Below are 24,310 nucleotides of genomic sequence, written 5' to 3'. Positions count from 1 at the left end.
TGATTTCCATATTATCCATTACCCTGCCGAGTTATTTTCAAACGGAATTTTGCGTAAAAACTCCGGAATAGCTCCGTTCGGGCGTGGTCTTCTTATAGTTTCACTATAAAACATCCCCCGCGCCAAATCGTCACAATAAGGTTACAACCACGTCAAATTGTTGTCATGATCGAGTGCGCTTTCATCAGGTTCTGGCTTTGGCTTTGCCGCGCTGCAAAACCGACTTGAGTTCGTCCAGCTTGTGGATTTCATACGTCGGAACGATGCCGGTCGGGTTCGGCAGGCGGTCCGGATTATACCAGCACGTATCGATGCCGATGTTGTTTCCGCCTTGGATATCGGAGGTCAAGGAATCGCCGACCATCAGCATTTTTTCTTTTTCGTTGCTGCCGATTTGGGTAAAAGCATGCTCGAAGATCCCCGGCTGCGGTTTTTGGAAGCCCGTATCCTCGGAAACGATCACCGCTTCGAAAAAGTCTTTAAGCGCCGAACGGTTAAGCCGCCCGAACTGCACCTGCTTGATGCCGTTGGTGACGGCGGCGATGCGGTAGCCGTTGTCCTTCAAATATTGCAGCAGCTCAAGCGCCCCCTCAAACACGTACGAATGCTCCGAAAGGGATTGGATGTAGCGGTCGCTGACGATTTGCGCATCCTCCTCCAGCTTTTGCTCCTGGCAAAACCGGCGGAAACGCTCCACCTTCAAATCGGTCGAATTGATGAACCCCTGCTCAAGTTCCTTCCACAGCCCTTTGTTGATCCGGTTATAGCAATCGATGATGCCGGCATCCTCCGGATCGAGATTCAGGCTCGAAATGACGTAAGCCAAGGCGCGCGCCTCGGACATTTTAAAATCAAACAACGTTTCATCCAGATCGAATAAAATCCATTCGTAAGACAAATTGCAGGCCTTCCTTCTATGTAAAATCGGCTTCTTGCAGCCTTTATCCTAACTAGTTTAAGGGAAAAAACGCATTTTATCCACCTTCGCCGGGACTTCTTCCGGGCACGCAGGTTTCCGTCAACAAAAAAAAAGCACGCGGCCCGCCGGACGGATCTCCGAAAGACAAGCCATGTGCTTCTGGTTATTGGACGAGCGTTACACCTTTCTTTTGAACACGGCGATGACATCCCTGGAATGTCCTTGGCCCGCGCTGGTGTCGAAGCAGGAGGTCAGCTCCCAGCCTTCCATGCCGCATTCGTTCAGCAGTTGTTCGAATTCCTCTTCGTCCACCTTTCCTCCCAAAAAGCCGCCGGTTTGGTACTTGACCGTTTTGTACTCCCATTTTTCCATCGTCTAACGCATCCCTTCGAATATTGATTATATTCAACCCCGATGACCGCGTCGCCCATGGACGGAGCAGCGGCGGTACCGGGAATCCAGCAATCCGTTGACAGCTTAGAACGTTTCCTTCAAATAAAACGGTTTGCACTTGCTTTCAAAATAACTTTCAAGCCCGGAGCTGCCGTTCAGCTCGATAAACTGCACCGGAGGATACTGCACTTGAACCGATTCGGCGACTTTCCCGGCCTCGGCAATGATTTGATCGCCTTTGCCGATGTAGCTGACCGCAATAAGCGTCCGCGGCGCGCGGTCCGTGCGCGGGTTAAACACCTGGGCGTTGTAGGCGCAGATGACGTTTTTTAATCCTTCAAAAACTTTGCTCAACTCGTTCAGCAGCTCCGTCGGCGGTTCCGCAGGGGGACCGATCATCGTTTGGGTGTTTTTTTCCACGACGTAAGCTTCTTGGGCGTTAAACACGGAGCCGTTCAGGATCGCTTCGATTTCCTGCGCGGTAAACTCTTTGCCGAACTCGGAGCCCGGATTAAGCAGAAGGTCGGCTCCCTTCGTCAAATTAAAAAAATGCACCGCATTAATGGCCAAATATTGCACGGGCTCTTGAATGAAGGCCTGCATGCGGGTCAATGAAGAAAATATCGGGATGTATCGTTTCCCGTTCATTTCAACGCTTAACAGCTGGACGGATTGCCCTGCTGTCAGCTCGGTTGTTTCCTGAACAGGGTTTGTCCCGCCTTGGATCGCGTAAATTTCGGAATTCCGGAGTTCGTAATAAAAATCAGGTCTGGCGGAAGGCTCGTTGACCGCTTTGATCAACTTCTCCTCCAGCGTGTTCGTTGCCTCAAAAGACATGGTTGATGCTCCCTTCAGGAAAGTATCGGATAAGGACCAATATAAGTAGTGTACCTTTCTTTGGCTGTGAACTAAAGCCCTAATTCCTTCGAATGGCGTTTAGGGAATGATTTCTTGGAGAGCTTCTCCCAACGTTTTGTACTTGAAGTCGTACCCCGCCTGCATTAATCGCTCCGGGACGACCCAGCGGCTTTTTAAAACCAATTCGGTTTCGGTTTGAATGATCCTCGCCCCGATTTCGAGCATCCAGGCCGGGGCCGGCAGCCCGAAAAGCATGTTCATCGCCCGGCGCAGCTCCCGCATCAGCTCTTTGTTCGTGACCGGATTAGGGGCCGAAACGTTAAAAACGCCGCTAAGCTCCGGATGCTCCTTCAAGAACAAAATGACGCCCAAAACATCGTGAAGATGAACCCAGCTGAAACGTTGATGGCCGGGCCCCTGAATGCCGCCGAGGCCGAAACGGACGAGATTGCGGTAGGGAACCATCACCCCGCCGCCGCGCCCCAACACGATCACGATCCGCAAGGCCGCCTGACGGGTACGGGGAAGCTTAAAAGAGAAAAAAGACCTCTCCCATGCCGTGGCGACATCCACCGAAAATCCGGAGCCGATCTCGCCTGCTTCCTCGGTCATCGGACGGTCTTCGGCATGCCGGTAAATGGTGGCGGTGCTCGAATTGATCCATAGCTCCGGCGGCTGCTCGCAGGCCAAAACGGCCTCCCCGAGAATCGTCGTCGTTTCGGTGCGGGAGTTCAAAATTTCGGCTTTGTTTTTGTCATGATAACGGCAGTTGACCGATTTGCCCGCCAAATTGACGAGCAGGTCCGCAGACTCCAGCGCCTCGCGGATTCCTTCCCGGTCCTGCCAGGAGATATGGCCAGCCCGTCTGGAGATGATGCACACCTCCCATCCGCGCCGTTTGAATTCTTGTTCGAGGTACGTCCCGATAAAACCGGTTCCGCCGGCGATCACGATTTTTTGTTTCACCGCTGCTCTCTCCTTTTCCGTCAAGTAGGACGATGGCGCGTCCTATGGCGATGGTAGAAAAAAATGCCGGCTGCGGCTAGCAGCGCAATGACGAGAATGCTTAACCAGGCCTCTCCCGGCCTGCCTGCCGGTCCGGCATAGGGTAGCTTTTTCATCGCAACCTCCGGTCAACGTCGACAGACGTTATTTTTCAAAAAACGGACTACGCCTTAAAATGCTCCTTGATCTCATCCTGCGGGTCCCATTTGGACCAGGCGGCTTCCAGCAAATGGCCTTCCGGGTCCCGGAAATAAAAATATTTGGCTTCGCCTTGGCCGAGCGTATGGAGCTCTTCCACCTGAACGCCCGCGTTTTTCAACTTGTCGTAGGTATGCTCGATGTTTTCGCAATTCAGGGCCATGATCGGAAAAGGCTTGCCGTTTCTTCGGATTTCCAGCGGCTGCTTGTCCCGGGTTTCGATCAGCAGCAGGGCAATCGAGTTCACGTGCGGATGATGCAGCACGGCCAAGTCAGAGCCGCGGTCTTCGAATTTTCCCATCAGCTTGAAGTCCAGATGCTGCGTATACCACGCAATCGAATCGTCGAGGCGGGTCGTCGGCACGTACACGTAACCGATCCGCAGGAAAGAAAACGTCATGAAAAAACCTTCCCGAAGATTATTTTTCGTCGTTTTGCGATGCTCACGTTTCGTTCAGCTTCAGCGCCATTTTTCGAGCATGACGACGCCACGATGGCGACGACCCGGGCGACCGTTTCCCTATGGATTTCGGCTTCCCCACTCGCGGTAAAACTGCTGCAAATACTGCTCCATAAACGCATGCCGCTGTTCGGCCAGCTCCCTGGCGTACGGCGTGTTCATTAAATTTTTAAGCTTCAGCAGCTTTTCGTAAAAATGGTAGATAGCGGTCTTGCCGGCGGACCGGTAATCCTCCTGGGCAAGATCATCCAGGCTCAGCTCCGGGTCATGGATGATGCGGCCTTTGGCCCCCGAATACGCAAACGTTCTGGCGATGCCGATCGCCCCGATCGCATCCAGACGGTCCGCATCCTGCACGACCTGCCCTTCCAGGGTGGTCATCGGCGGATTTTTGCCGCCGTTATAAGACATGTTCGCGATGATGTCCATCACCTTGTCGGTCAAATCTTCGTCAGCGGCTTGTTCCGTCAGCCATGCCCTCACTTTTTCCAACCCTGCTTCCTTGCTTGCATTCAATTTTTCGTCGGCCACGTCATGCAGAAGCGCTGCCAGCTCGCACACGGTCCGGTCGGCGTTTTCCTTGGCGGCGATGTCGAGCGCCGTATTCCGTACCCGATCGATATGCCACCAATCATGGCCGCTGGCCTCCCCGGCATGCACTTGTTTTACGAATCGCTCCGCCTGTTGGATAAGCCAAGAATGATCTGCCACTTTCATGTTTGCCTCTCTCCTTCTGCGATTGCGGCATTGTTTTTTGCCTGTTGCGGCATCTCCGCACATTCCATGCTACAGCGTTTTTTTGAAAAAAACCTCGCCGATCCCGCCCTCGTTGATGCCCGAAACGATTCCCGCTTCCTCGAAGCCGACATGCCTGTGCCAGCTTTGCGGCTCCGCTTCGTTCACTTGCGACGAGCTGTACAGGTAGCGGTGACCGCGTTTTTTTAAATCCTCTGATGCAAAAGCCAACAGTTTTTTGCCGATCCCCTGCGCGCGGCGGCCTTCTTTCACGAGGATAAGACCGATGTAAGGAACCGTGGACCATATGTATTCCAAGCGCATATAGCCGAGCAATTCTCCGTCGTTTTCGGCCAAAACGACTTCGCGGCGGCCCAGCTTCCACCTCAGAAACTCGGGATCAAAATGCGGATCCATCTCCCGTGCCTTCGCAAAATCTTCGGGTTCACCGAAACGTGTGACAGTCTGCACAAACCGCCCCTCCTTCAAAACATCGCTTTTGTTTCGTTATCCATTTTCAATTCTTGTTACCAAGCGGTATGACGGGGCGACCTCCCATGTCTCATACGGAATCATACCTTTGGCCCTCATCGCGTCGAGCGTGCGGGATTTTTGCTGCGGGCGGGTAATATATTCATCGATGTTGGATTCGGTGATTCGAACGTATCCGGCTTCCTGAATTTCTTCCGGCTGGATGCGGATCTCCCCGCTCACATATTCGGCTTTGAAAACAACCGAAAGGACGTGCTTCGTCGCGTTGAAGTAAACGCCCGTAATTCCGACCGGCCGAATCACGACCCCCGTCTCCTCCAGAAATTCCCTGCATACGGCCTGGTCCAATGGCTCCCCTTCATCCACGTTTCCTCCAGGCATCTCCCATGTGTCGCTCCGCCAGTGCGTCCTGACGAGCAGCACCTCGTCGTGTTCGTTCATCAACAAGGCGGAAACCGAAACCGTGTGTTTGGGCGGATTATGCTCCATGCCGATCGTCCTCTCTTCGCGTTATTTGGAAACGGTCCTTTCGCCGCTCACCACATGCCAGTGAAAATGCTTGGAGTCCTGGTAGGCTCCGAGGTTGGTGATCACTCTGGCGGCGCCCGTGCTTAAGGTCATGTCCGAAGCCACCTTTTTGACGACGGCCATAAGCTCCAGCAGCAGATGATCGTCGTTGCTTTCTTCATCGGAGACGAGCGAACCGACGTGAATTTTCGGAATGACGACGACATGATGTTCATAGGACGGTCTTGTGTGATGATACGCCAAAACTCGCTCCGTTTCCATCACTTTGCGGACAGACGTTTTTCCGTTCAAAACCTCATCACAATAAAAATCTTGGCTCATATGCCCCTCCTGTTCCTGCATCCTGCCGGATCATGATTCAACCGTGCTAAACGATATCCTTTTGATACACGATAATTTCTTTTCCGTCTTGATTGATTACGGATTTTACGGGCGCCATCCCCTGACCCTTCCAAAACCGGTGTCCCGGTTCATTTTCGGCGATCACCCCCAGGCGAAACGTTTTGACGCCTCTTTCCTTCATGATGTCATAAAATAAGTCCATCGCCCGGCGGCCGTACCCCTGCCCCTGAAAGCTCTTTCGTATTTGCAGCAGCCCAAGCCACGGATAACCGTCTTTGGGATTGTTCATCAACAGCTCGAGCACGCCGACGTACCGGTCTCCGTCTTGAATGACAAACCGTTCTGCCTCCATGTTTCGGCCTTCTTGAATCTCTTCCCGGATCTCTTCTTCCGTGAACACGTCCTTCTCCTTCGACACCCGGTTAAAAAAAGGATCCGAATTCAAAATGATGACTTCCTCGCTAAACAGCTTTGGCGTAGATGGTATCAGTATCATCAGTTTCTCCTTTCAATTGAATGTATTTATTTCATATTTCCCTGCGCCCGGAGCCTCAAAATGTCGATCTTCCCCGTCACCCGAAGCTTCGAACGTCTCAACGCGATCTCCGGTGATCGCTAAAACGCGTACGTCTTTTTCCTTTTGCAAACCTTGGATATTAAACAGAAGCGTGACCTTGTAACGGGTTCCCCAGCCCTGTGACATCTGATGGGTTCCAAAATAGGATTGATGCGTTTCGATGAAGTCATTGATTAACAAGGCAACCCCCAGGATAGCGGCCAAAATGCAATAAATCAGCGTTCTTTTTTTCACTGGCTTTCACGCGCCTGTATGTATTTTAAAATCTCTTTATTGCTACGTACGACCATCCGTTTGGCCTTAAACGGTTCGGTCATTTCCATAATCTCCTTCATATGTACCCTGTCAAATTTCCGGTTCCATACCCAAGCCATCTCGAACACATTTTTCAAAGACTGCTTGTAATTCGCCCGCCCGAGTCCAAGCCTGGTGCGCAAAAAGCGGCGGATGACCCTAAAATCCCGGACCCAGCGGTTGGGCGTAATAATAAAAATAACATCGGCATGCTCGAAGCTCTCTTTTCCCCATTTATGATGCACGCCTTCAATAACCCAAGCCTCGCTGCAGGCCGCCCGCCTTAACAAGGCATCCCTCGTTTCCGCCGGAAATCTGCGCTGCACCTCGCCGCGTTCCCATACGAAATTGTCCGTTTCATAGTGAGGGATGTTCAGCCTTCGCGAACATTCGCGTGCGATGTAGGATTTTCCGCTGCCGCAAGAACCAATAATCCGGATTTTTATCGGTGACACCCCCTTCAGGCGTTATAGCCGATTGGCAAGAGCTTTTGCAGCATCAAAACGTAAATCAATGAAGTCATCAGTCCCGCTCCGATGAAGACCGAATGGTTTAACAGCCATTCATCCAGAATGAAAGATACCGCCGTTAATGAGATCATCCCTTTAAAAGCCATGTACAGCCCGAAAACGAAAAAAAGAACGGCACTGGCGACCTCCATCCGCAAAAGAAGATATCCGAGGTAGGGGACCAGGCACAGGACGCTGGCCATGGACGCACAGCCGAATCTGCATAACGCCTTTGAGATCCATTGCATCACGTTACCTCCCAAGCGGATAAATTTTGGAAAGCATATATGATTCCAATTTTAATCTATGTTGGTTGTTATTGTATACGATTTCAAGGAAAATAGAGAGAAGCACTTTCAAAGGAGAGTTGAAATTGAGCAAAAGCAGATCGAAGGAAGCGGCAGCAAGGAAGTGATTGCCGATCAAGAGACGGGGGATCCGATTTTGGTCATTTCCGATATCATCGAGCTGAATGCGGAAGAGGTTCGCGATTTTCTGGCAGGGAATCCCGACACCCTTCATTTCAAGCTGTTTGCCAGCCATGATGCTTCGGGCCGCGAGGCGCAGGAATACGCCATGAATGTGCCCTTTTCGTCGTCCCAATGGATGAAGGACCGAATCATTCCCGTACATCAAAGGCTCGAAATTGAGGGGGATCCGGATATCAAAGAACTTGTGCTGGAAAATATCAAGATCACTCCGCTGAATACTTTCGCCGAGCTTCGGCTGGACCAGAGCGCCGATTACGGGCTCGATCTTGATTTGACCGGGGACGCTGTTCGGCTTACGGACGATCATGGCAAGACATATCCCCTCAAGACTTACCGGACGAAGTATCAGCCTGCGAACGAGAAATTTCAACCCGGCGTAATCGAGCTCGCGTTTAATTCCTCTCCTTTTTTTGACGAGACGGTAAAAAGCTTGACGCTGCATATCGGCAATATCAAAGTATCGGACTGGACCAGAAGCGATTCGTTTACCCTTAGTCTGAACGAAAACATGCCGAAACCGATCCGCTTTAAAGGCAAGGAAATGGCCATTGCCCAGGCGCGATATGAAGATGGTTTTCTGAAGCTTCGCGTGCGGCAACCGGAGAAAGATCGCATGAGCGTACGTTTTCGTATACCTACGTTCCAGCCGGAAGGGGAGCTTAGGGACACGTATTATGGAGAAAAGGCGGATCAAAGAAAAGATCTGCTCGTTCCGGCCGAAGGAACGGATGCCTAGGATCTGTCCATTATGGCCCCGCAACAGGAGACTTACGAAATCCGCATGATGCGGGAAACGGATGCCGTTCGAATTGACCGGACGCTGAACATCGATTTGAGTCCATAATATCTTATCGGTCCAATAGATGCTCCAAAAGGACGTTCGCCTAGAACGTCCTTTTTGCTCCAACGGATTCATCCGAAAAATTCATTCGGTCTTATTCATTTCATGGTTCAACCGATCTATTTTCTCTTCCAATCTTCTCAAGCTTTCTTCCGTGTTTTTCGTATGCTGGATGAGTCTATTTACGAATTTATATAATCCCGCAAAAAACAGGATTACGATCAATATAAATACAATTTGATATAACGCCGCCATCCAAGAAAAATTCAAAATATCCGCTCCCTCAACGACTACAGTTATTTCGCCCTAGCTGCATACATGCTGACTGGTATTATATAAGTACTTCTTGATATACGATTTGTCATGCTTTCATTTATGTCGAGTATCCCGATGAAATCAGACCAATTTCAATATCATATGAATATAAAAAACGCTCTCCCCCTAACCATCGATCAAACTGTCATTTAATATAACCATTTGGTTTTAGTTTAGTTACAATATTTTTTTATATATCAGATCTGCTCCCGAGATCCTACAACATCCCGCAATTCTCTTATATCCGCAATCGATGCGTACGGATGTACGCCCATTCTGTTCATCTTAGCGATGTCTCCTTGATAGGATATGAATCGAATCCCCGCGGTCATCGAGGCTTTTCCATCGATCCAAGAGTCGCCTACCGAAATCCATTCCCCGGCTGAAATATCGCTGCACCGATCCAAAATGTAATGAAACCCGGCAGGCGATGGTTTTAGGGAGGACATGGTTTCTCTACCGACGACAACATCAAAAAAATCCAATATATCATGATCCCTTAAAGCAGCCTCCGCGGCAATGTTCGAGTTATTCGTCACAACGGCCATACGGTATTTCCCCTTCAGCTCTTCCAGAGTTTCAGCAACGCCGTCCTCCAATTCGGCCCCCTTCATGCCTTCCATTTCAAATCTTCTGGGGATCTCCCACATTTCGGCGACCAGTTCCTCCGTCATGCCGCCGGTTTTCGCAGCTTCTTCAATTAGGGTGGAAGTGGTGTGCTTCGATATATCAAGCGGCCGGGAGAGCAATCCCCTGGAAACCAAAAATCGAAAGGTCTCGAGTTTCATGGCCGCAAAATCTATTTTGGATTTCAATAACGTATTATCCATGTCAAAAATAATGCCTTTGATCCCGTTCAACTTGCAGTTTCCTCCTCTCTTGCAAACGTGGTACTGTGGCGGGTGGTCCGAGTCGTGAAAACCTGGAAAAGGCTTTGTGGCCTTCTCAAGTTAAAAATTAAGATGGCCCCTTTTTCAGGTGAGCCATCTTATGTGCTTATGTACCTTTATAGCCCCTCAGGGCCTACTCCCTCTGCATCTGATCCATAATGGCTTCGAGCTCGCGGGACGACTCGTGCAGCAGCCGGGCGGTTCCCTGCATCTCTTCCAAGAAAGAGGCATGCGATCTGAATTCGGCGGAAACTTTGCGCGAAATGTCCTCATTCCGGCTGGCAATGGAGGATAAATCCCCGATGGATGCCGACACCTGCCCAGAGCCGGAGGATATTTGCTGAACGGTTGCGGAGATGTCCTGGATATGGTCGGCTACCTGCTTGGACAACACCTGCAGCTTCTCAAACGACCTTCCGGCACTCAAGGTGATATCCATGCCGCTCCGAACACTTTCTTGCACCTCGTCCATGGACAGCAAGGCGTCCAGGGAATCTTGCCGGACCGTCTCAACCAGGCGGGAAATCTCCCCGGCCATCTTGCCGGATTGATCGGACAGCTTCCGAACCTCCGAAGCGACGACGGCAAAACCCCGCCCATGCTCGCCGGCCCGGGATGCTTCGATAGCGGCATTGAGCGCAAGCAAATCGGTCTGGCTGGATATTGCCCGGATCGTTTCAAGCAGTTTGCCGATTTCCAAAGCGCGGTCATTTAACGTTTGTACCCTGTGATCGGAACGGTTGACCGCCAGCTGAATCCGGTCCATTTGCTCGCTTACGCGGCGGGCCGATTCATTCCCCTCCTTCGCGAGCGCTGCCGATTGTTGTGCTGAGCGGGACACCTCTGTTGAAAACGAAGCAATGCGCATGATCCCGGCAGCGATCTCCTGCATGGCCCGGGTACTCTCGGCGGAACCCATGACCTGGGACTGGGTTCCCTCCACAATGTCCTGCATGGATTGAACCATCCGATGATTGGATTGGGCAGTTTCGGCAGCAGCGGCGGACAATTGCCCCGCAGATCCGACAATGTGGCTCGAGGCGGACGAAAGACGCTTGATCACATCTTGGACGGCCCGTTTTCTTTCATGTTGTTTTTCCGATTCCAATGCCCGCCGGATTCGGGCTGATGAGTTGATTTGCAGCATGGTTGCGCCTGCCGTAAGGACCAGAAATAGGGCATGAACGCATACCATGCCAAAGCTGTATGAAGAAGTGCCGAACACGATTTCCGGAATGACCAGGTAGCCTGCCGCGTGCTGGAGCGCAAAAATCACCGTCATAAGAACGACCAGGGAAATGTTTTCATAATAGGCCAGGATGGCGATCACCATAAAGATGGAGAAATGCAATTCGACATGCCCGCCGCCGCCGGCGATGATGGAAATACTCGCGAAAGTAAGGGCTAAGGTGTTCAGGACGGGAATCCAGCGTTGGTCGGCCTTGTTCCTGAATAAGATCAAACCCGTTGCCCATAGCGCAAACGGGATGACGAGCAGCAAGTTCAAAATGACCCGGAAGCGGGCCGTGTAATTCATCACTCCCATGCCCATTCCTTCCATGGTTGGGGCATTCATACCTGTAAATACGTCCCAATGGCCGTTCAGCAAATGCGGGAAGACGGATAACAGAATGACGGCTGCCGACAACTGGAGCATAAAACGGTTTTTTTGCGTGATCATAGCTTGAAAGCTCCCCCAATGTTATTTTATGCTGGGAAGTATTCGACGCCGTTCATTTCCTTTCCTTCCAGAAAAAACCCCCGAGATTCAGAAAATATTCAGAAACGGAAACATCTCAAGTCGCTAGTGTTTCTTCTTTATTTAATTGCTCCCAATCCTCAATAAAGGTGTGGTTATACGCCAAGTCCCTCGAGCTGCTACACTTCCACGATCCCGACCGCCGTATATGGATAATCAATCTGTTTCTTCACAACATCGGCCGCTTCTTTTCCCGCAAACAATTCCGTGATAAATAGTCCTAGATCGATTGATGTTGCGACTCCCCCGGCCGTAATGACGTTGCCATCCTTCACAATCCGGGACGGGATCACCTCTGAACAATAGGGCTCCAACAAGTCATATACATTCGGATGGGTCGTTGCTTTCCTGTCCTTCAAACATCCTGCGGCTCCCCACAACAACGAACCTGTGCATACCGATACTTTGTACTTCACCGGTTCCGCGGTCTTGATCCATTCGATGAATCCGGCATCATCCTTAAGTTTTCGTGTTCCCATTCCTCCCGGAATAAAAACAAGGTCATATTCGGACAAGTCGGGCTGAATGACATTGACCTTTACCTGCATGCCAAGTTCATCCGTTACTTCCCCGGTGACACCGCAAATGTCCCAAGTCGTTCCTTTCGTCTTGTCAAAAAGGTTCAAACGATAAATCACGTCATAAAATCCGACAAAATCAAGGAATGTCACTCCGTTGAACAAAACCAAGGCCATCTTCATCGAACCCACCCTCTCTACATATATTCCCGTGCCTTCAGATCTAATGGTTATCATCGTTACGCCATGCCGTGCCTTGCAAAAAAAGAGCCTTTCAGGCTCCCTTTCAAATCATGCGCTCCATTCAAACCTTCCTCCCGATATAAAGCAGATGCGAAGCAGTACCGAGCGAATAGGGATTTTCGGATTCTTGGATGACGATGTCCAAAACTTGGCGATATGCCTCATCTCCCTGCCGGCGCCAGTAGTCCCACTGTTCCGGTGTCATGGCACCCGCAACGCTGCTCGAGCCGATCAATTTTACGGATTCAAACCCTTGGGACTCCATAAACGGATTTACCTCGGCGATGTCAAAATAATAGGCCCCGGTAAACCGTCCTTCGTCCGCGTGATCGAACGTACCGGTCTGCAAAAACCGGCGGATGCCTTCAACCGTATGGTTCGGTTTCCAATGCTCGGGCTGCATGAGCGAATTCATTAAAAACCTTGTTTTGGACATCACAGCGACAAACACGAGTCCGCCCGGCTTCGTTACCCGATGCAGCTCCTTCACGGCGCTAACTCTGCCCTCTTCCGTCTGCAGATGATACAGCGGCCCAAGCATCAGCGCGGCGTCGACATGTTCATCCGGCAGCATGCTTAAATCCCTGGCGTCGGCGGCATAAAAACCTTCAAACTGATCCAGGACCCCGAATTCCGCGGCTTTCCTTTTGGCGGCGTCCACCGAACTCGGCGTCAAATCCGTCAGCGTCATCCGGTACCCGAGCCTCGCCAGCTCGACCGCATATTTTCCCGGCCCGGCCCCGTTATCCAAAATATGCCCCTGCGGCGGCAACATGCTTTCGATATGATGAAGGTTGATGATAAATTCGATCGGCTCGCGGTCGAGCCGTCCCCATTCGTCGAAACGATCGTAATATGCGATCACTTTATTCATGCGGCTGCCTCCTTTTTTACGTCCCGTTCACCCGCAAATGCCGCGATTCTTGAATCCGTTTTTGGATGTCCTCCAGCATGCGCCGGTATTGCGGCCGATCCGGGTTGATCTTCACGAGCAGCCGGTACGCCCATAATTTCAAATATACCCACATATTCGTTTCGGCCTTGCGCTCATCATAGAAAAAACCTTTTCTCATCTCCAGCCACTCCCCTGGAAAAAAGTTATTTAACCCTTGCCACAACCCTGGCGATGGAAGAGTCGGCCTGAATGTAGAGCGGCATCGCGATGACTTCGAACGAACCGGCCCCTTCCATCCCATCCAAATTCGTCAAATTTTCGATCAGCAAAATGTCGTGCTCAAACAAATACTTATGTACTTCAAACGGAAATTTGTCCGGCGACGGGGTATCCAGGCCGACCAGCTTCACGTTTTTGCGCACGAACAACTCGGCCAGCCCCAGGGTGAGCACCGGATAATCGGTAAAATAATCGCTGTGTCCGTACCGCTTGCCGTGTCCCGTATGCAGCAGCACGATCCCGTGTTCCTTGATGCGTTCTTCGTACGCCGGTTGATACCCGATTTCGCGCTCGCCGCGCACGTTCAGCAAACAACCCTCTCCAATGAACTTATCGGGAGAATATTCGCTGAGATAGACCCGCCGGTCGGTCAAATGCATCGGGCCGTCGATATGGGTTCCGGCATGCATGTTGATGTTCAGTTGATGGTTGTTATAATGGTCCCGCTGCAGCGTTTTGTGCGGCTTGAGTTCCGTTACCGTGTCTCCGGGGTACCCCGGCAAACCGTCTTGGATGAGACGGGACAACTCGATGTATTTCATTGGACGTAAGCTCCTTCCGCTCCCGTTACCAACCGAATTTCTCCTTGATCATCCGAGCGACGGTTTCCGGACCGAGACGGGTATTGTTGATCCGCAGATAATGGGAGTGCGTGATTTCTCCTTCCAGTGAGTTCAGCCGATAATTCTCCATCGAATCCAGCAGGTCCCGCTCGGAGAATTCCAGATCGCGTTTGGTCGGTTTGTGGGCCAATCGGTGAGGGCTTTTGTTCCGGGCAAGACGCTCGTTTACATCCGCTTCCAGCTCGACGTAATAGACCGTACCGCCCTGCTCTTCGAAAATACCGCTGATGTGCTTGATGTAATCCCAATCGCTCGGCAAATCAAATGCCCATACAAACGTAAAAATCAGCCCGGCCAAATCGCTTTTGGCCACCTCCTCGAAAATTTCCTGGCGGAACAGCCCGACCAGCCGTTTCCCGGGAGCCGATCCGTAGCTGAAAAAGTTGGAAACGAGGTCAATCGTCATATGGTTGTGGAACAGCTTTAAATCCGTGATTTTGGCGAGCTCCTGCCCCACCGTCATTTTTCCGACGGCCTGCGGCCCGAATATAATGACCAACTTCATGCGTGCGCACCTCCTTTACTTTAATCTTTTTACCCGGTACCAATAGGAATAGATTTAGGCGGTAACCGAGCTTTTCGTACAACCTGTGGGCGGGCGGATTATGCCGAAGAACCTGAAGGTAGCTTTGCGTTGCCCCGTTTTCTTTTGCCCATCTCAACATGTTCCGGATCAGCTGCTCGCCGTATCCCCGGTTCCGGTGCTGCTCGGACGTGACGATATCAAACAAACCGACCATATGGTCCTCGATGACGCCGATGCCGCAGGCAACGGGAACGGCCCCTTCATACAGCGTAAAACATCCGGTTTGCAGCACCGTACCGGACAGCATTTTCGCGGTGACGGCAAGATCATGCTCCGACAGCTTGGGATTCAGTCTTGCCAAGGTCTCCAGCCATGCGGAAGTCGGCGCTGCGAACACTTCGGCGTCCGTGAGAAGCGGTTTTGCCGATCCGTCCAGATCCTCCAAGAACATGTTGCAGGAAGGGTCGACAAGCGTATATCCTCCGGATTCAAGCGCCCGGTCCAATGAAGGAGGACCAAACGACGTGACTTTAAACACGGCCGGCAGCCCCGCCTTAGCGTACAACTCCTCGCATTTGGCGATTTTCCGTTCAAGGCGTTCTTCGTCCCGGTTGTACAGCGCGTTCACGGAATTGGACCGTTTCGTATACCCGTCGGCAAAGCGGAGCAGCCATCCGTCATAGACCAGCGTTTGCAGCGCGGGCCAGGCATTAAGCGAGTATTCTTCGATCTGCAGTTGCAACGGGGCCACCCCTTTCAAAGTAATTGGTAGCATCATACAACAGGATGGCAAACCTGCTCAAGCATTATTTTGGGTCAACGTCCGCAGCCCAGTTTCCGTTCCGGAACAGCGCCTCCATCGTCCCGTCCTCCAGTTCGGCGTCGATTCGGAGTTCAGGCGACCCGATCATAAAATCCTCGTGAAACGGGCTGACGTTTGCGCCGCTGAGGAGCAGTTCTTCTTTCGAGTAACCCGTACCGTTGGTCATATTGGTCGGATACGCGTTTCCTAAGGCAAAATGGCAAGAGGCATTTTCGTCGATGCCGATGTTGTAAAACAGCCTGCCGGTATTCGAGATCGGGGAATCGTAAGGAACCAGCGCCACTTCGCCGAGATACCGGGCCCCTTCATCCGATTCCAGGAAACGTTTCAGCGTTTCATAGCCGGCTTCGGCGGCGAAATCCGTGACCCGGCCTTCCTTGAAGGTCAAGCTGAAGCGATCCACGATCTGTCCGTTCAGCAAAAACGGTTTGGTGCCGGCCACTACGCCGTTGGTTCCGGTCCGCAGCGGCATGGTGTACACCTCTTCCGTCGGCATGTTCGCCACAAACGGAAAACCCGCCTGCGTGAGCTGTCCGCCGCCTGCCCAAATATGATCCGGATGAAGTTCCACCGTCAGGTCCGTCCCGGGGGCTTGGTAATGAAGTCTGCGGTAACGCTTGGCGTTCAGGAGATCCGCCCTCCGTTTAAGGGCCTCCATATGCTCCCGCCAGGCCTTGACCGGATCAACCTCTCCAATGCGGCTCATGGAAAAGATCGCTTCCCATAATGCCGACACCCGGCTTTCGCTCAGCAATTCCGGATACGCCGCATCCGCCCAGGCCCGGGTCGGCACATTGACGATGCACCAGTTCAAATAGTTGCTCCGCACATACCCCAGATAGGTTTGCCGGGCTGCGGCGGCAGCTCTGCGGGAAGCGGAAAGCTTTGCCGGATCCACCCCGTCGTACAGATTCGGATCCTCTCCATCCAGCAGAAGAACGGCACCGCCGGATTCGGCTAGCTGTTCCATCGAGGAAGCGACCCATGTCGGATAATAGTCGAAGGTAGCCTCCTCCGCTTCATCAAAACGCAGCCGCGTTGATACCTCGTCCTGCCATGCAACCTGGACATACCTGGCTCCGGCACGATAGGCTTGCTTAACGACGAGGCGCGTGAATTCGATCGTTTCGATCGGCGATTCGATGTACAGGACCTGCCCGGCCCGCAGGTTCACGCCTACCTGAATCAGCAGCCTGGCGTAGTCCTCAAGTTTTTGTTCGAATGTTTTCAAATCCATCCCTCTTCCATGGTTTAATTCAAAAAGCGGATATGCTTGATTTGCGTCATGATCCTGTCGTATTTCTTGCGCAAGTTGCCGCGCGGATCGGGCAGCAACGGAATGTTGACCGCTGCCGCAATGGTCTCCGCCACTTCGGAAATCGTCATGTCGTCCGTCTGCAGCTGCCGTTCGAATGCGGGAAGGGAAAGCCCTTCGATGCAGCGGTCGATCTGCCGGGCGGCCCAGGAACGGCCGTTTTCTCCGCGGCTCCGCAGCCTTTTCAGCAGCGTCTCCCTGCCGGCGCAAAGCGCAAAATGATGAACGGCGATCCCGTCCCGCCTCAATCTGCCGACAATGTCGTCAAAATATTCCGGATTCACGATCGTCATCGGAATGATCAGCGTTCCGTCGTATTCCTCGTGGATGTATTTGATCATGCCATAGTTCGTGTCGCGCCACGCCTTGTGGTCCTGAAAATCGCTTTTGGCCATGGGTTTGGGGACGTTTTTGCGTATAAAATAGCCCGCGTTCTCCGGATCATAGATGTACGAATTCGGAATCCGCCGGTGAAGCTCATGCGCCGTTTGCGTCTTTCCCGCGCCGAACGCGCCGTTTACCCAAATGATCAATCTTGTTCACCTCATCCATCGCTATTCCAAATATAACTTCAACGATTCCCCTTCAATGACGATGGCGGTCAGTCCCTGCTCCGTTTGCGTCTCATGCCATTCGCCCGCTTCCCAATAAGCGGCACTGCCGGCCTGAATGGGCATCTCCTCGTTTTCGCTCCCTCTGACGACGCCTTCGCCGCTCACAACCAGAAATAACTGCGGCATCGTCGCTTGATGGTACCCCACGACGCCGCCGGGACCAAGATGCATGCATCCCGTCTGCAATTCGCCCGAACTGCTTAAAATGCGGGTCATAACAAGATGCCGGCTGCCGTATGCGTTGATGGTTTTTCCTTTTTCGCTGCCGAAGTGATATATGTTCACGCTATCCGCTCCCTTTGCTGCGCAAATTAATTCCCGCGCTTCACGTCGGCCACCATGGTGATCGACGTATCCACGACGCCTACGTCCGTAAAACCGAAACGCCGATAAAGCTTGACCGCCGCCTCGTTATTGGGGTCAACGCTGAGCGATACCCGGGAAATCCCTCTTTTCCGGAGTTCATCGAAAAGCGCCTTCATGAGCGCCGTCCCGATGCCCTGCCCCCGATAAGATCGCGAAATCGCCATGCCGAGCTCCGGCACGTCCGGGCCGACATAACCATATCCCCGGTTGCTTTCGTCAAACAAACGCGCCGTGATCGTCCCCATCGGCTGTCCGTCATCCGTGACGGCGATCCATCCGATGTCGCCCGGACGCCCCCAATGCTCCGCGTATTTGGCGATCGCCGGGTCCTGCAGAATCTCCCTTCCGAACGGTTTTCCGCCTTCCGGGACATAAAGCGATTCATACAGCATATCCCACATGAAAGGGACATCCCGCTCCGCAATGGGTCTGATCGTGTAATTCATCGCCGCCCCTCCTTTTTTGGCTTGTTTTTCCTTTTTCGAGGCCTTACACGATCATAACAAATGCCTTGGGATAAAAATAGCCTTAAACGAAGCAGAAAAACGCCTACTCTTCTTCCCCATAAAGTGAAAACCTGAGCCCGATGGCCGTCCCGCGATTCTTTGATGGCCACATGGCTGCCTAAACGGCCCTTGCACATATAAAATACAAAGGCTGGCGAGCAAAAAAAAACGCCCGTTCCCTGTACGTTAGGGTTCGAACGTTTTGCCGGGCCGCGTGCCGTCGCTTTTTCGTCGTTGGCCATTTATTCGATGGCTTCGCCGAATATTTCCTGCCGCATGATCCTCACGATTTCTTTGGCACTCCATCAAGCTCTTTGATCAAATATAAAACCAGGTCGTCATCGACCATGACGCTTTCGCCCGGCTTCACCTTTACGTTTTTATAGGTCAAACCCTGCCCGTCCAATACGTACCCGCGTTTCGTATACATCCGCTGTGCGTTTCCGTAATCCTCGTACAAGCCGACGCCAAGGCCGATTCGGGAATACTCCCTTGCCGCGATGCGCTCGAACTCGTCAAACATACGGCTGGCGATGCCTTTGCGCCGGAATTCCGGGAATACGTTCAAGTCGTTAATCTCCGGAATGCGCCGTTCCTGAAAATACGGATATTTGGACTGATAAATGAGATGGCAGCATCCGGCCAATTCCTCTCCGCAAAAAGCCATCAGCGTAACCCGCTTCCCTTCCCGGTTCTCCTGCAGGCAGCGCTCGAAATAATCCCCCTGCCGGTACCAGCCGTAGCGGGTAAACTCCTGATTCAGCATCTCCGCCTCCGACGGATCGGTTAACGGCTTTATCGTAATAACGTCACTCATTCGATCACCTCATATCGGCTTTGCATGTGGGCAGTCCCATGGTTAGCCGCTTATTTTTCCAAAATGACAAGCGAATACGCTCCGGTAGTCTGGCCCGTGCCCATCGGTTTTTGGCTGTGTACCTTCCACCCTTCGGACAGCAGCCGGTTCAGCTCGTCGAGGTTATTCCGTTTTTCCGTCCAAAAGTAGAGGATAAATGCTTTCTGCATGCCGTTTCCCTCCTTCGCCATCATGTATATGCTGTGAACCGCCTTAATCACTTCCATATGCCGACAAAAATCCCTTTAAAATTGCATCATGAAAGATATGGCCCGGTGGACTGGAGATGGAGGATCGGCCAACCTCTTTCAGAGAGCCCGCCATGATAAAAAAGGCCGAGGGCTGCACACCCGACGATGCCGCAAGCCTTCAGCCTTTTTTAACTTGATGATATGGATCAAATGACAGCAGGTTTCAAAACATCAGTTACTTCAGTCCGCGATGCATCGCGTCAAGCAATTGATGGGTGTCGTCGCAGCCGTATTCCCAGAACATGATGCCTGCCAGGCCGTTGTCTTTGACATAGCCGCATTTATGCCCGATCGACTCCTCGTCGTCATAGGAAATGAGACTCGAACCGTTGAACAAGTACGGCGCGCGCGCCTCTTCGTCCCAATAACGGGTGTAGCCGTTTTTGTTGATATATTCTCTCGTGAGCGTCCCGAAATCCGGTCCGTACCCGCCGGTCGTGCCGGCCATTTGGTGCAGCCCGTTGTTGCGGTCCGGCACTTGATGCCAGACGCGGGAGTAAAAAGCGGCCCCGATGACGATTTTCTCCTTCGGCACGCCTGCGCGCATAAACATCTTCACGGAGGCGTCCGTGCTGATGCGGAACAAATCTCCCGTCGGCGTGTACAGGTTCGTGTGGTGACCGGTCAGCACCTGAAATCCGCCGCGCATATCATAGGTCATCAACTGAACGAAATCGAGATATTTCTGCACCTCGTCCATTTCGGTGCCGTCCACGTAATATTGGTCCGCGCCCGCCGCAATGGTCAGCAGGTAATGGCGTCCGTCTTCCGCGCCTTTGCGGTCCAGCGCCTCGCGGATCGTCTGGAGCAGCAGCGTAAAATTCCTTTTGTCGTCCGGGCTGGACGCGATTTCGGCTTCCCCGTAACACGGATATTCCCAATCCAGGTCGATCCCGTCGAACGGATGGTCCACGATGGCTTGAACCGCCGACTCCGCCATGCTTTGTCTTCCCGCTTCGGTCGAAGCCGCTTCGGAGAAACCTCCGGCGCTCCAGCCGCCGACGGACAAAACGATGTTCAGCTCCGGATGCTCGTCCTTGATCTTCCGCAACACGGCCGCGTTTTTCAGATGGGCCGTCGAAATCCGGCCGTCCACGACATGGCCGAAAGCCACGTTGAGATGGGTCAATTTCATGAGGTCTTCCCGCGTCATGTCAGGAAGCTTGGCGTCGACGGCGTAACCCGCGACGATATATTTTTTCTCGGTCATTCGATTTCACTCCGATTCGTAGTTTACTGCCATACGCCGGACAAAACCTGCAGCGCTTCCTTGCCGGTTCCGATTTTATAACCCGATGCCGTATAGCGAATTTGATCCACTGCATCCAGCACGAACAAATGCGGGTAGCCTGCATCCCGGGCAGGGGACTGGGCAATGAAATCCGGCAGCGCCGCGTAGGAGGCATCCCGGACGAACACCGTGCCGGACGGCAGGTTCGGGTAAGCCGCCGGATCAAACGAAGCGGTCCACTCGGCATTGCCGATAATAAGCACGATCGGTGCGCCAAGCTTCGCATACGGCTCCGCCAGTTCGCCGATTTCGCGGAACAGATGTTTCGTCGGCTCGCGCTCCGGCTCGATCCAGGCGACGATGGCCCCGGAGCCGCCGATCAGCTCGCCAAGCGTTGCATCGGTTCCCTCCAGCGTTGTCAACGCGCTGGTCCGGTCGATCTTTCCGAGCACCGGAATGTCATGCTGCGCTTGGCGGTACGTCAGAACAACGTCGGTCGTTTCCCCTGCCGTGACCTTGAAATAGGCGAAACGCGCTTGCACCGTGCCGTCCTTCAGCCGTACGCCCGAAGTCAGCCGGTAAAAGCCCGGCTCCACCTCGAACGGCTCGTCATATACGTCTTTTTTGCCGTACGGATAGACCAGCGTCTTGTACCTGCCGTTCTCCAGACGGGCGAACGTGAAATTTTCGTAATATGAAGCTTCGGCCGTTTCCGGCGCAGCCTCCGGATCGCGCAGCAGGCGCAGCGACCCCCATGCCTTCGTTTCCTCTTCCTGCGGCGCATGCGCGGCAAACATGGCGTCTTTCCATGTGCCGCCTTCGAGATATTGCGGCTTCAGCTCGCTTGGATGCAGGCGGGCCGGGATGCCCAGGCTCCGGCATACGGCGACGAACAAAATGTCGAGCGATACGTCATCCCCGTGCATCAGCTTGTACGTGCCGACCGGATTGCCTTTGCCCTTCAGGTTTTGAAGGTCTTCCCACACAGCGTATCCGTCTTCCAGCTTGCGGACAAGCACCGAAGGATCGGCTTGGATCGCCGCGGCATCGACCGCAAACGTCTCTTGGAAAAAGCGCTTATACGGCACGATCATTTCGTACAGCACGCGCGGACAAAGCACGTATGAAACGAACGTCGTTTCGTCGAGTTCCCCGCGCTGCGCCAGCCCGCCGATCAGATGATCGTCAAGCGAAGGACGGAACGTATCCACCAGATCCTTTTCGTTCAAGCTTTCCAGCAGCCGCAGCGGCCACTCGCCGTATTCCCCCGAACGCTCGCGGAGAAAAGCGGCGATTTCGCGGTCGTTGCCGCGAGCCTTGCGCAGCACGTCCCACACCCGGTCTGCCGGCAGCCCGAATTCCGCGGCAAGTTCCGTCGCATCCGCTTCGGTCAGGAACGTGGCTTCGTAATTGGTCCGGATCTTCGTGCCTTCTTCCAGGCGGCGGTTATGCCTTTGGATGCTCTCTTCGGATAAAGCTTCCGCTTCGTCTCCTTCGCGCTCCGGCGGCGGAACCATGTCGAGATCCAACGTTCCGGAAGGCTGCTCCGCCTGATCCAAAACCAGTTCGATCCGGTCGCTTTCGGCCACGGTCACTTTGCGTTCGCCCCACGCGCCGTCCCGGACGGCGCGAATGAGCAGATCGCCGTATCCCGTCTTGAACGAAGCCTCTCCAAGTTCATTCGTCGGAATCGTGGCGATCGGATAAAACTCGGCCATATTGTACAGCTCGAAGTGCACCTGTGCCCCGCTGACCGCCTTCCCTTGGCGATCCTTGACGGCGACCGTGATCGTCCGCGTCGGCGCATAGTTTTCCAGCAGGTTGATTTCCGTAAACCATTCGTCGGCAAGCGTGATGTCTTCCGGACCCGGATAATCCGCGTAAATCCGCGTGTTGATCAGCATTGCGCGCCGGGCCGGCGGACTGAACCAGCCTTGGTTCAGCCGGGCTTCCGGTTCGCAGGCGCCGAAATAATACCATTTCCCGTCGGCCCAAGCCTCGACCCAAGCATGGTTGTCGTCGCAATGCGCCCAGCGCGGCGTGTATACCTGGCGCGCCGGGATGCCGATGCTGCGCAGCGCGGCAACCGCCAGCGTCGATTCCTCGCCGCAGCGGCCGCGGGCGTTGCGGATCATCGTCAGCGGCGAAATCGTACGGAGATCGCTGCCGATATAAGTCGCCTTTTCATGGCACCAGTAGTTCGTTTCCAGGATGGCATCCGCCATGGACAAGGATTTCGTGCGTTCCGCCAAAGCTTCGTGCAGAATGCCGCGGGAATCCTCGATATTTTCGGTATTGACCCGGTACGGCAGGACGAAATGCAGGAACAGATGATCCGGCACGCGCTCCCCCCAGGGCATTTCCTTGCGGATCGCAAGCGTCGTGCGCACATGGCTCAAAAACAGCGCACCGTCGTAGTCGGCCATGTCGTTGACCGGCATATACGCGTACAAGTACTTAAGCGCCCAAGTCTCTTCTTCCGTCAGTTCTTCCTGAAAAATGCCAAACAATTCCTGTTCCCTTGCCGCGGCCATCCGGCGTTTCTCGCCGAACTTGCGTTCAATCAGCCCGATCGCCGCCTGATCCAGCGAAAAAGCAGAGGTCTGCATCGTCATTTCCGTTCCTCCTTCCACAACTTTCCGTCCTGCCGGATGCAATATACCGCCGTTCCGTCCGCCGAAGGGGCCGTGATCTGGAACAGGCTCCGCGTCGTCTCGATGACCGGTTCGATGCTCCAGGCATCATCGCCCTTCAGATGCTCCATCTCCTTCGCGAATTCGCCGCGTGCCTCGAAATGATTGCGCTGGCGGTAATACAGCTTGCGCAGCTCCCACTTGATGCGTTCATCCCGCGGCAGCTCGAACGAATCGGGCCCGTCGGCATCGGCAAACACCACATATCCCCAAAGCTCCGGGTAATGCATGTTGATGATGCCCATCGGCGACCATACCCAGTTGTCTTCCAGATAAGGCTTGCCCGTCTCGGGATTGATCACCTTTTCGTATTTTCCGTTCCGAACCTCGGCCTGCCACTCGACGCGGGAGAAATTGACGCGCCAAAATTCGCCTTTGACCGGCATACGGCCTGCGGGCGCGCATTCCTTCAAGATGTTCCAAGGAATCGCTACTTCGACGCTCCACTTCCGGTTGTCCGCTTCGGGATTGTTCAGTTCCCCGTCGATATGGACGGCCGTTTTCAAACCTCTGATATCCCAGCCGTTCACCGGAGGTCCACCGTCGCGGTATGGCTGCACGAGCATCAGATCCCACACCGTATTCAGCGCGTTGATCTCGAACTCGTAATATTGATGCGTATCCCCGTCCGGATCGATGAAAATTTCAAAATCGTTGTCATAAAAAATGACCGATTCGCGTTCCGTGAGCGTCGCCCAAATCTGATCCTCGATCAGCTCCGCCCCGAAATAAAAATATTCGTCGTCCCAGAGCATTTTGACTCGGGTCGCTTTCGCCGGCTTCGGACGCAGGTCGCCTTCGATGTCGACGAATTCCTCCGTCCAGGCCGCGGTTTCCCAAAACGGCTTGTCGAGCCTTCCGTCCAGTTCGAGCGGCCCGGCCGCCCGGCGGCAAATATAATGCTTCGGAGCGTATTCGATCTTCGGTTCAGGCACTCCGCTTAAGTTCATGTCGCTTCCCTCCGG

General features: G+C 53.4%; 32 protein-coding genes. 1 reads left to right on the top strand and 31 read right to left on the bottom strand.

The genetic code is table 11. The annotated features are described in order from the left end of the window. Positions 1-184: 184 nt before the first annotated feature. The 14 genes from AC27KL_RS09000 to AC27KL_RS08935 form a co-directional block, all read right to left on the bottom strand. Positions 185-898 carry a YjjG family noncanonical pyrimidine nucleotidase gene (locus tag AC27KL_RS09000; RefSeq protein WP_036708389.1) on the bottom strand — a complete coding sequence of 238 codons (714 nt, stop codon included), beginning with the start codon at positions 896-898 and terminating at the stop codon, positions 185-187. A 198-nt stretch (positions 899-1,096) separates the two neighbouring features. Continuing rightward, complete coding sequence (locus AC27KL_RS08995) at positions 1,097-1,291, bottom strand: DUF4177 domain-containing protein (RefSeq protein ID WP_036708384.1); 195 nt, start codon at positions 1,289-1,291, stop codon at positions 1,097-1,099. Positions 1,292-1,396: 105 nt separating this feature from the next. Further along, a complete protein-coding gene (locus AC27KL_RS08990; protein ID WP_036708379.1) occupies positions 1,397-2,149 on the bottom strand; it encodes an enhanced serine sensitivity protein SseB C-terminal domain-containing protein in 753 nt (250 codons plus the stop codon). A 99-nt stretch (positions 2,150-2,248) separates the two neighbouring features. Beyond that, the gene (locus AC27KL_RS08985) at positions 2,249-3,136 is read right to left on the bottom strand and encodes a TIGR01777 family oxidoreductase (protein ID WP_487169473.1); all 888 of its coding nucleotides are present in this window, start codon (positions 3,134-3,136) and stop codon (positions 2,249-2,251) included. Between the two features lie 20 nt (positions 3,137-3,156). Beyond that, positions 3,157-3,291, bottom strand: coding sequence for a hypothetical protein (locus tag AC27KL_RS08980; RefSeq protein WP_487169472.1), 135 nt, complete (start codon positions 3,289-3,291; stop codon positions 3,157-3,159). Between the two features lie 47 nt (positions 3,292-3,338). After that, positions 3,339-3,773: a VOC family protein gene (locus tag AC27KL_RS08975; protein ID WP_487169471.1), complete on the bottom strand. Its 435-nt coding sequence runs from the start codon at positions 3,771-3,773 to the stop codon at positions 3,339-3,341. A 120-nt stretch (positions 3,774-3,893) separates the two neighbouring features. Then, on the bottom strand, positions 3,894-4,550 hold the full coding sequence (locus tag AC27KL_RS08970; protein WP_487169470.1) for an HD domain-containing protein: 657 nt from the start codon (positions 4,548-4,550) through the stop codon (positions 3,894-3,896). Between the two features lie 69 nt (positions 4,551-4,619). Then, positions 4,620-5,039, bottom strand: coding sequence for a GNAT family N-acetyltransferase (locus AC27KL_RS08965; RefSeq protein WP_052146885.1), 420 nt, complete (start codon positions 5,037-5,039; stop codon positions 4,620-4,622). Between the two features lie 36 nt (positions 5,040-5,075). Then, entirely contained in the window at positions 5,076-5,549 is a 474-nt protein-coding gene (locus AC27KL_RS08960; RefSeq protein WP_487169469.1) for an NUDIX hydrolase, read from the bottom strand. Positions 5,550-5,570: 21 nt separating this feature from the next. Continuing rightward, a complete protein-coding gene (locus tag AC27KL_RS08955) occupies positions 5,571-5,909 on the bottom strand; it encodes an HIT family protein (protein ID WP_487169468.1) in 339 nt (112 codons plus the stop codon). Positions 5,910-5,955: 46 nt separating this feature from the next. Further along, the gene (locus AC27KL_RS08950; protein ID WP_487169467.1) at positions 5,956-6,426 is read right to left on the bottom strand and encodes a GNAT family N-acetyltransferase; all 471 of its coding nucleotides are present in this window, start codon (positions 6,424-6,426) and stop codon (positions 5,956-5,958) included. A 12-nt stretch (positions 6,427-6,438) separates the two neighbouring features. Further along, positions 6,439-6,741, bottom strand: a complete 303-nt coding sequence (locus tag AC27KL_RS08945; protein WP_036708358.1) for a hypothetical protein — start codon at positions 6,739-6,741, stop codon at positions 6,439-6,441. Beyond that, a complete protein-coding gene (locus AC27KL_RS08940; RefSeq protein ID WP_487169466.1) occupies positions 6,738-7,256 on the bottom strand; it encodes a P-loop NTPase family protein in 519 nt (172 codons plus the stop codon). Before AC27KL_RS08940 ends, AC27KL_RS08945 begins: the two co-directional genes overlap by 4 nt. 5 nt (positions 7,257-7,261) lie before the next feature. Then, positions 7,262-7,558 (bottom strand): hypothetical protein, encoded by a 297-nt coding sequence (locus AC27KL_RS08935; RefSeq protein WP_212949192.1) that lies wholly within the window; start codon positions 7,556-7,558, stop codon positions 7,262-7,264. Between the two features lie 58 nt (positions 7,559-7,616). Here AC27KL_RS08935 and AC27KL_RS08930 point away from each other — a divergent pair, with 58 nt between their 5' ends. Beyond that, the gene (locus tag AC27KL_RS08930) at positions 7,617-8,537 is read left to right on the top strand and encodes a hypothetical protein (protein ID WP_487169465.1); all 921 of its coding nucleotides are present in this window, start codon (positions 7,617-7,619) and stop codon (positions 8,535-8,537) included. Positions 8,538-9,154: 617 nt separating this feature from the next. Here AC27KL_RS08930 and AC27KL_RS08925 read toward each other — a convergent pair. The 17 genes from AC27KL_RS08925 to AC27KL_RS08845 all read right to left on the bottom strand — a co-directional run bounded on the left by AC27KL_RS08925 (position 9,155) and on the right by AC27KL_RS08845 (position 24,295). Continuing rightward, positions 9,155-9,817, bottom strand: a complete 663-nt coding sequence (locus AC27KL_RS08925) for an HAD family hydrolase (RefSeq protein ID WP_487169464.1) — start codon at positions 9,815-9,817, stop codon at positions 9,155-9,157. 163 nt (positions 9,818-9,980) lie between these two features. After that, positions 9,981-11,528, bottom strand: coding sequence for a methyl-accepting chemotaxis protein (locus AC27KL_RS08920; RefSeq protein WP_487169463.1), 1,548 nt, complete (start codon positions 11,526-11,528; stop codon positions 9,981-9,983). 197 nt (positions 11,529-11,725) lie between these two features. Continuing rightward, the gene (locus AC27KL_RS08915; protein WP_487169462.1) at positions 11,726-12,307 is read right to left on the bottom strand and encodes a DJ-1/PfpI family protein; all 582 of its coding nucleotides are present in this window, start codon (positions 12,305-12,307) and stop codon (positions 11,726-11,728) included. A gap of 121 nt (positions 12,308-12,428) precedes the next feature. Further along, complete coding sequence (locus AC27KL_RS08910; RefSeq protein ID WP_339322025.1) at positions 12,429-13,241, bottom strand: class I SAM-dependent methyltransferase; 813 nt, start codon at positions 13,239-13,241, stop codon at positions 12,429-12,431. A gap of 16 nt (positions 13,242-13,257) precedes the next feature. Then, a complete protein-coding gene (locus AC27KL_RS08905) occupies positions 13,258-13,440 on the bottom strand; it encodes a hypothetical protein (protein ID WP_339322026.1) in 183 nt (60 codons plus the stop codon). 25 nt (positions 13,441-13,465) lie between these two features. Further along, a complete protein-coding gene (locus AC27KL_RS08900) occupies positions 13,466-14,083 on the bottom strand; it encodes a cyclase family protein (protein ID WP_339322027.1) in 618 nt (205 codons plus the stop codon). 25 nt (positions 14,084-14,108) lie between these two features. After that, a complete protein-coding gene (locus AC27KL_RS08895; protein WP_339322028.1) occupies positions 14,109-14,669 on the bottom strand; it encodes a DEAD/DEAH box helicase family protein in 561 nt (186 codons plus the stop codon). Next, on the bottom strand, positions 14,560-15,432 hold the full coding sequence (locus AC27KL_RS08890; RefSeq protein WP_339322029.1) for a GNAT family N-acetyltransferase: 873 nt from the start codon (positions 15,430-15,432) through the stop codon (positions 14,560-14,562). The genes AC27KL_RS08895 and AC27KL_RS08890 overlap by 110 nt, the downstream gene beginning before the upstream one ends. Positions 15,433-15,496: 64 nt before the next feature. Continuing rightward, positions 15,497-16,744 (bottom strand): aminopeptidase, encoded by a 1,248-nt coding sequence (locus AC27KL_RS08885; protein WP_339322030.1) that lies wholly within the window; start codon positions 16,742-16,744, stop codon positions 15,497-15,499. Between the two features lie 20 nt (positions 16,745-16,764). Then, positions 16,765-17,361, bottom strand: a complete 597-nt coding sequence (locus tag AC27KL_RS08880) for an AAA family ATPase (RefSeq protein ID WP_339322031.1) — start codon at positions 17,359-17,361, stop codon at positions 16,765-16,767. A 21-nt stretch (positions 17,362-17,382) separates the two neighbouring features. Continuing rightward, complete coding sequence (locus AC27KL_RS08875) at positions 17,383-17,727, bottom strand: cupin domain-containing protein (RefSeq protein ID WP_339322032.1); 345 nt, start codon at positions 17,725-17,727, stop codon at positions 17,383-17,385. A 26-nt stretch (positions 17,728-17,753) separates the two neighbouring features. Next, positions 17,754-18,254 carry a GNAT family N-acetyltransferase gene (locus AC27KL_RS08870; RefSeq protein ID WP_339322033.1) on the bottom strand — a complete coding sequence of 167 codons (501 nt, stop codon included), beginning with the start codon at positions 18,252-18,254 and terminating at the stop codon, positions 17,754-17,756. 343 nt (positions 18,255-18,597) lie between these two features. Then, positions 18,598-19,131 (bottom strand): GNAT family N-acetyltransferase, encoded by a 534-nt coding sequence (locus AC27KL_RS08865; RefSeq protein WP_339322034.1) that lies wholly within the window; start codon positions 19,129-19,131, stop codon positions 18,598-18,600. A 50-nt stretch (positions 19,132-19,181) separates the two neighbouring features. Beyond that, positions 19,182-19,340, bottom strand: a complete 159-nt coding sequence (locus tag AC27KL_RS08860; protein WP_156124707.1) for a hypothetical protein — start codon at positions 19,338-19,340, stop codon at positions 19,182-19,184. A 256-nt stretch (positions 19,341-19,596) separates the two neighbouring features. Continuing rightward, the gene (locus AC27KL_RS08855; protein WP_212949207.1) at positions 19,597-20,631 is read right to left on the bottom strand and encodes a glycoside hydrolase family 18 protein; all 1,035 of its coding nucleotides are present in this window, start codon (positions 20,629-20,631) and stop codon (positions 19,597-19,599) included. A gap of 23 nt (positions 20,632-20,654) precedes the next feature. Next, entirely contained in the window at positions 20,655-23,267 is a 2,613-nt protein-coding gene (locus AC27KL_RS08850) for a transglutaminase domain-containing protein (RefSeq protein ID WP_339322035.1), read from the bottom strand. Beyond that, positions 23,264-24,295 (bottom strand): carbohydrate-binding family 9-like protein, encoded by a 1,032-nt coding sequence (locus AC27KL_RS08845; RefSeq protein ID WP_339322036.1) that lies wholly within the window; start codon positions 24,293-24,295, stop codon positions 23,264-23,266. The genes AC27KL_RS08850 and AC27KL_RS08845 overlap by 4 nt, the downstream gene beginning before the upstream one ends. Positions 24,296-24,310: the final 15 nt, after the last annotated feature.

It is taken from the genome of Paenibacillus sp. YAE3, assembly GCF_057546105.1.
The sequence above is the reverse complement of the archived record's forward strand: the minus strand, read 5'-3'. Positions and strand labels throughout refer to the sequence as shown.

What these genes read in the sequence shown, in the direction of transcription:
- AC27KL_RS08910 (WP_339322025.1), bottom strand. Translation starts at nt 13,241, where the DNA reads ATGAATAAAGTGATCGCATATTACGATCGTTTCGACGAATGGGGACGG.
- AC27KL_RS08845 (WP_339322036.1), bottom strand. Translation starts at nt 24,295, where the DNA reads ATGAACTTAAGCGGAGTGCCTGAACCGAAGATCGAATACGCTCCGAAG.
- AC27KL_RS08955 (WP_487169468.1), bottom strand. Translation starts at nt 5,909, where the DNA reads ATGAGCCAAGATTTTTATTGTGATGAGGTTTTGAACGGAAAAACGTCT.
- AC27KL_RS08855 (WP_212949207.1), bottom strand. Translation starts at nt 20,631, where the DNA reads ATGACCGAGAAAAAATATATCGTCGCGGGTTACGCCGTCGACGCCAAG.
- AC27KL_RS08950 (WP_487169467.1), bottom strand. Translation starts at nt 6,426, where the DNA reads ATGATACTGATACCATCTACGCCAAAGCTGTTTAGCGAGGAAGTCATC.
- AC27KL_RS08960 (WP_487169469.1), bottom strand. Translation starts at nt 5,549, where the DNA reads ATGGAGCATAATCCGCCCAAACACACGGTTTCGGTTTCCGCCTTGTTG.
- AC27KL_RS08905 (WP_339322026.1), bottom strand. Translation starts at nt 13,440, where the DNA reads ATGAGAAAAGGTTTTTTCTATGATGAGCGCAAGGCCGAAACGAATATG.
- AC27KL_RS08915 (WP_487169462.1), bottom strand. Translation starts at nt 12,307, where the DNA reads ATGAAGATGGCCTTGGTTTTGTTCAACGGAGTGACATTCCTTGATTTT.
- AC27KL_RS08995 (WP_036708384.1), bottom strand. Translation starts at nt 1,291, where the DNA reads ATGGAAAAATGGGAGTACAAAACGGTCAAGTACCAAACCGGCGGCTTT.
- AC27KL_RS08935 (WP_212949192.1), bottom strand. Translation starts at nt 7,558, where the DNA reads ATGCAATGGATCTCAAAGGCGTTATGCAGATTCGGCTGTGCGTCCATG.
- AC27KL_RS08990 (WP_036708379.1), bottom strand. Translation starts at nt 2,149, where the DNA reads ATGTCTTTTGAGGCAACGAACACGCTGGAGGAGAAGTTGATCAAAGCG.
- AC27KL_RS08980 (WP_487169472.1), bottom strand. Translation starts at nt 3,291, where the DNA reads ATGAAAAAGCTACCCTATGCCGGACCGGCAGGCAGGCCGGGAGAGGCC.
- AC27KL_RS08970 (WP_487169470.1), bottom strand. Translation starts at nt 4,550, where the DNA reads ATGAAAGTGGCAGATCATTCTTGGCTTATCCAACAGGCGGAGCGATTC.
- AC27KL_RS08900 (WP_339322027.1), bottom strand. Translation starts at nt 14,083, where the DNA reads ATGAAATACATCGAGTTGTCCCGTCTCATCCAAGACGGTTTGCCGGGG.
- AC27KL_RS08865 (WP_339322034.1), bottom strand. Translation starts at nt 19,131, where the DNA reads ATGAGTGACGTTATTACGATAAAGCCGTTAACCGATCCGTCGGAGGCG.
- AC27KL_RS08895 (WP_339322028.1), bottom strand. Translation starts at nt 14,669, where the DNA reads ATGAAGTTGGTCATTATATTCGGGCCGCAGGCCGTCGGAAAAATGACG.
- AC27KL_RS08870 (WP_339322033.1), bottom strand. Translation starts at nt 18,254, where the DNA reads ATGAATTACACGATCAGACCCATTGCGGAGCGGGATGTCCCTTTCATG.
- AC27KL_RS08920 (WP_487169463.1), bottom strand. Translation starts at nt 11,528, where the DNA reads ATGATCACGCAAAAAAACCGTTTTATGCTCCAGTTGTCGGCAGCCGTC.
- AC27KL_RS08975 (WP_487169471.1), bottom strand. Translation starts at nt 3,773, where the DNA reads ATGACGTTTTCTTTCCTGCGGATCGGTTACGTGTACGTGCCGACGACC.
- AC27KL_RS08930 (WP_487169465.1), top strand. Translation starts at nt 7,617, where the DNA reads ATGTTGGTTGTTATTGTATACGATTTCAAGGAAAATAGAGAGAAGCAC.
- AC27KL_RS08850 (WP_339322035.1), bottom strand. Translation starts at nt 23,267, where the DNA reads ATGACGATGCAGACCTCTGCTTTTTCGCTGGATCAGGCGGCGATCGGG.
- AC27KL_RS08860 (WP_156124707.1), bottom strand. Translation starts at nt 19,340, where the DNA reads ATGCAGAAAGCATTTATCCTCTACTTTTGGACGGAAAAACGGAATAAC.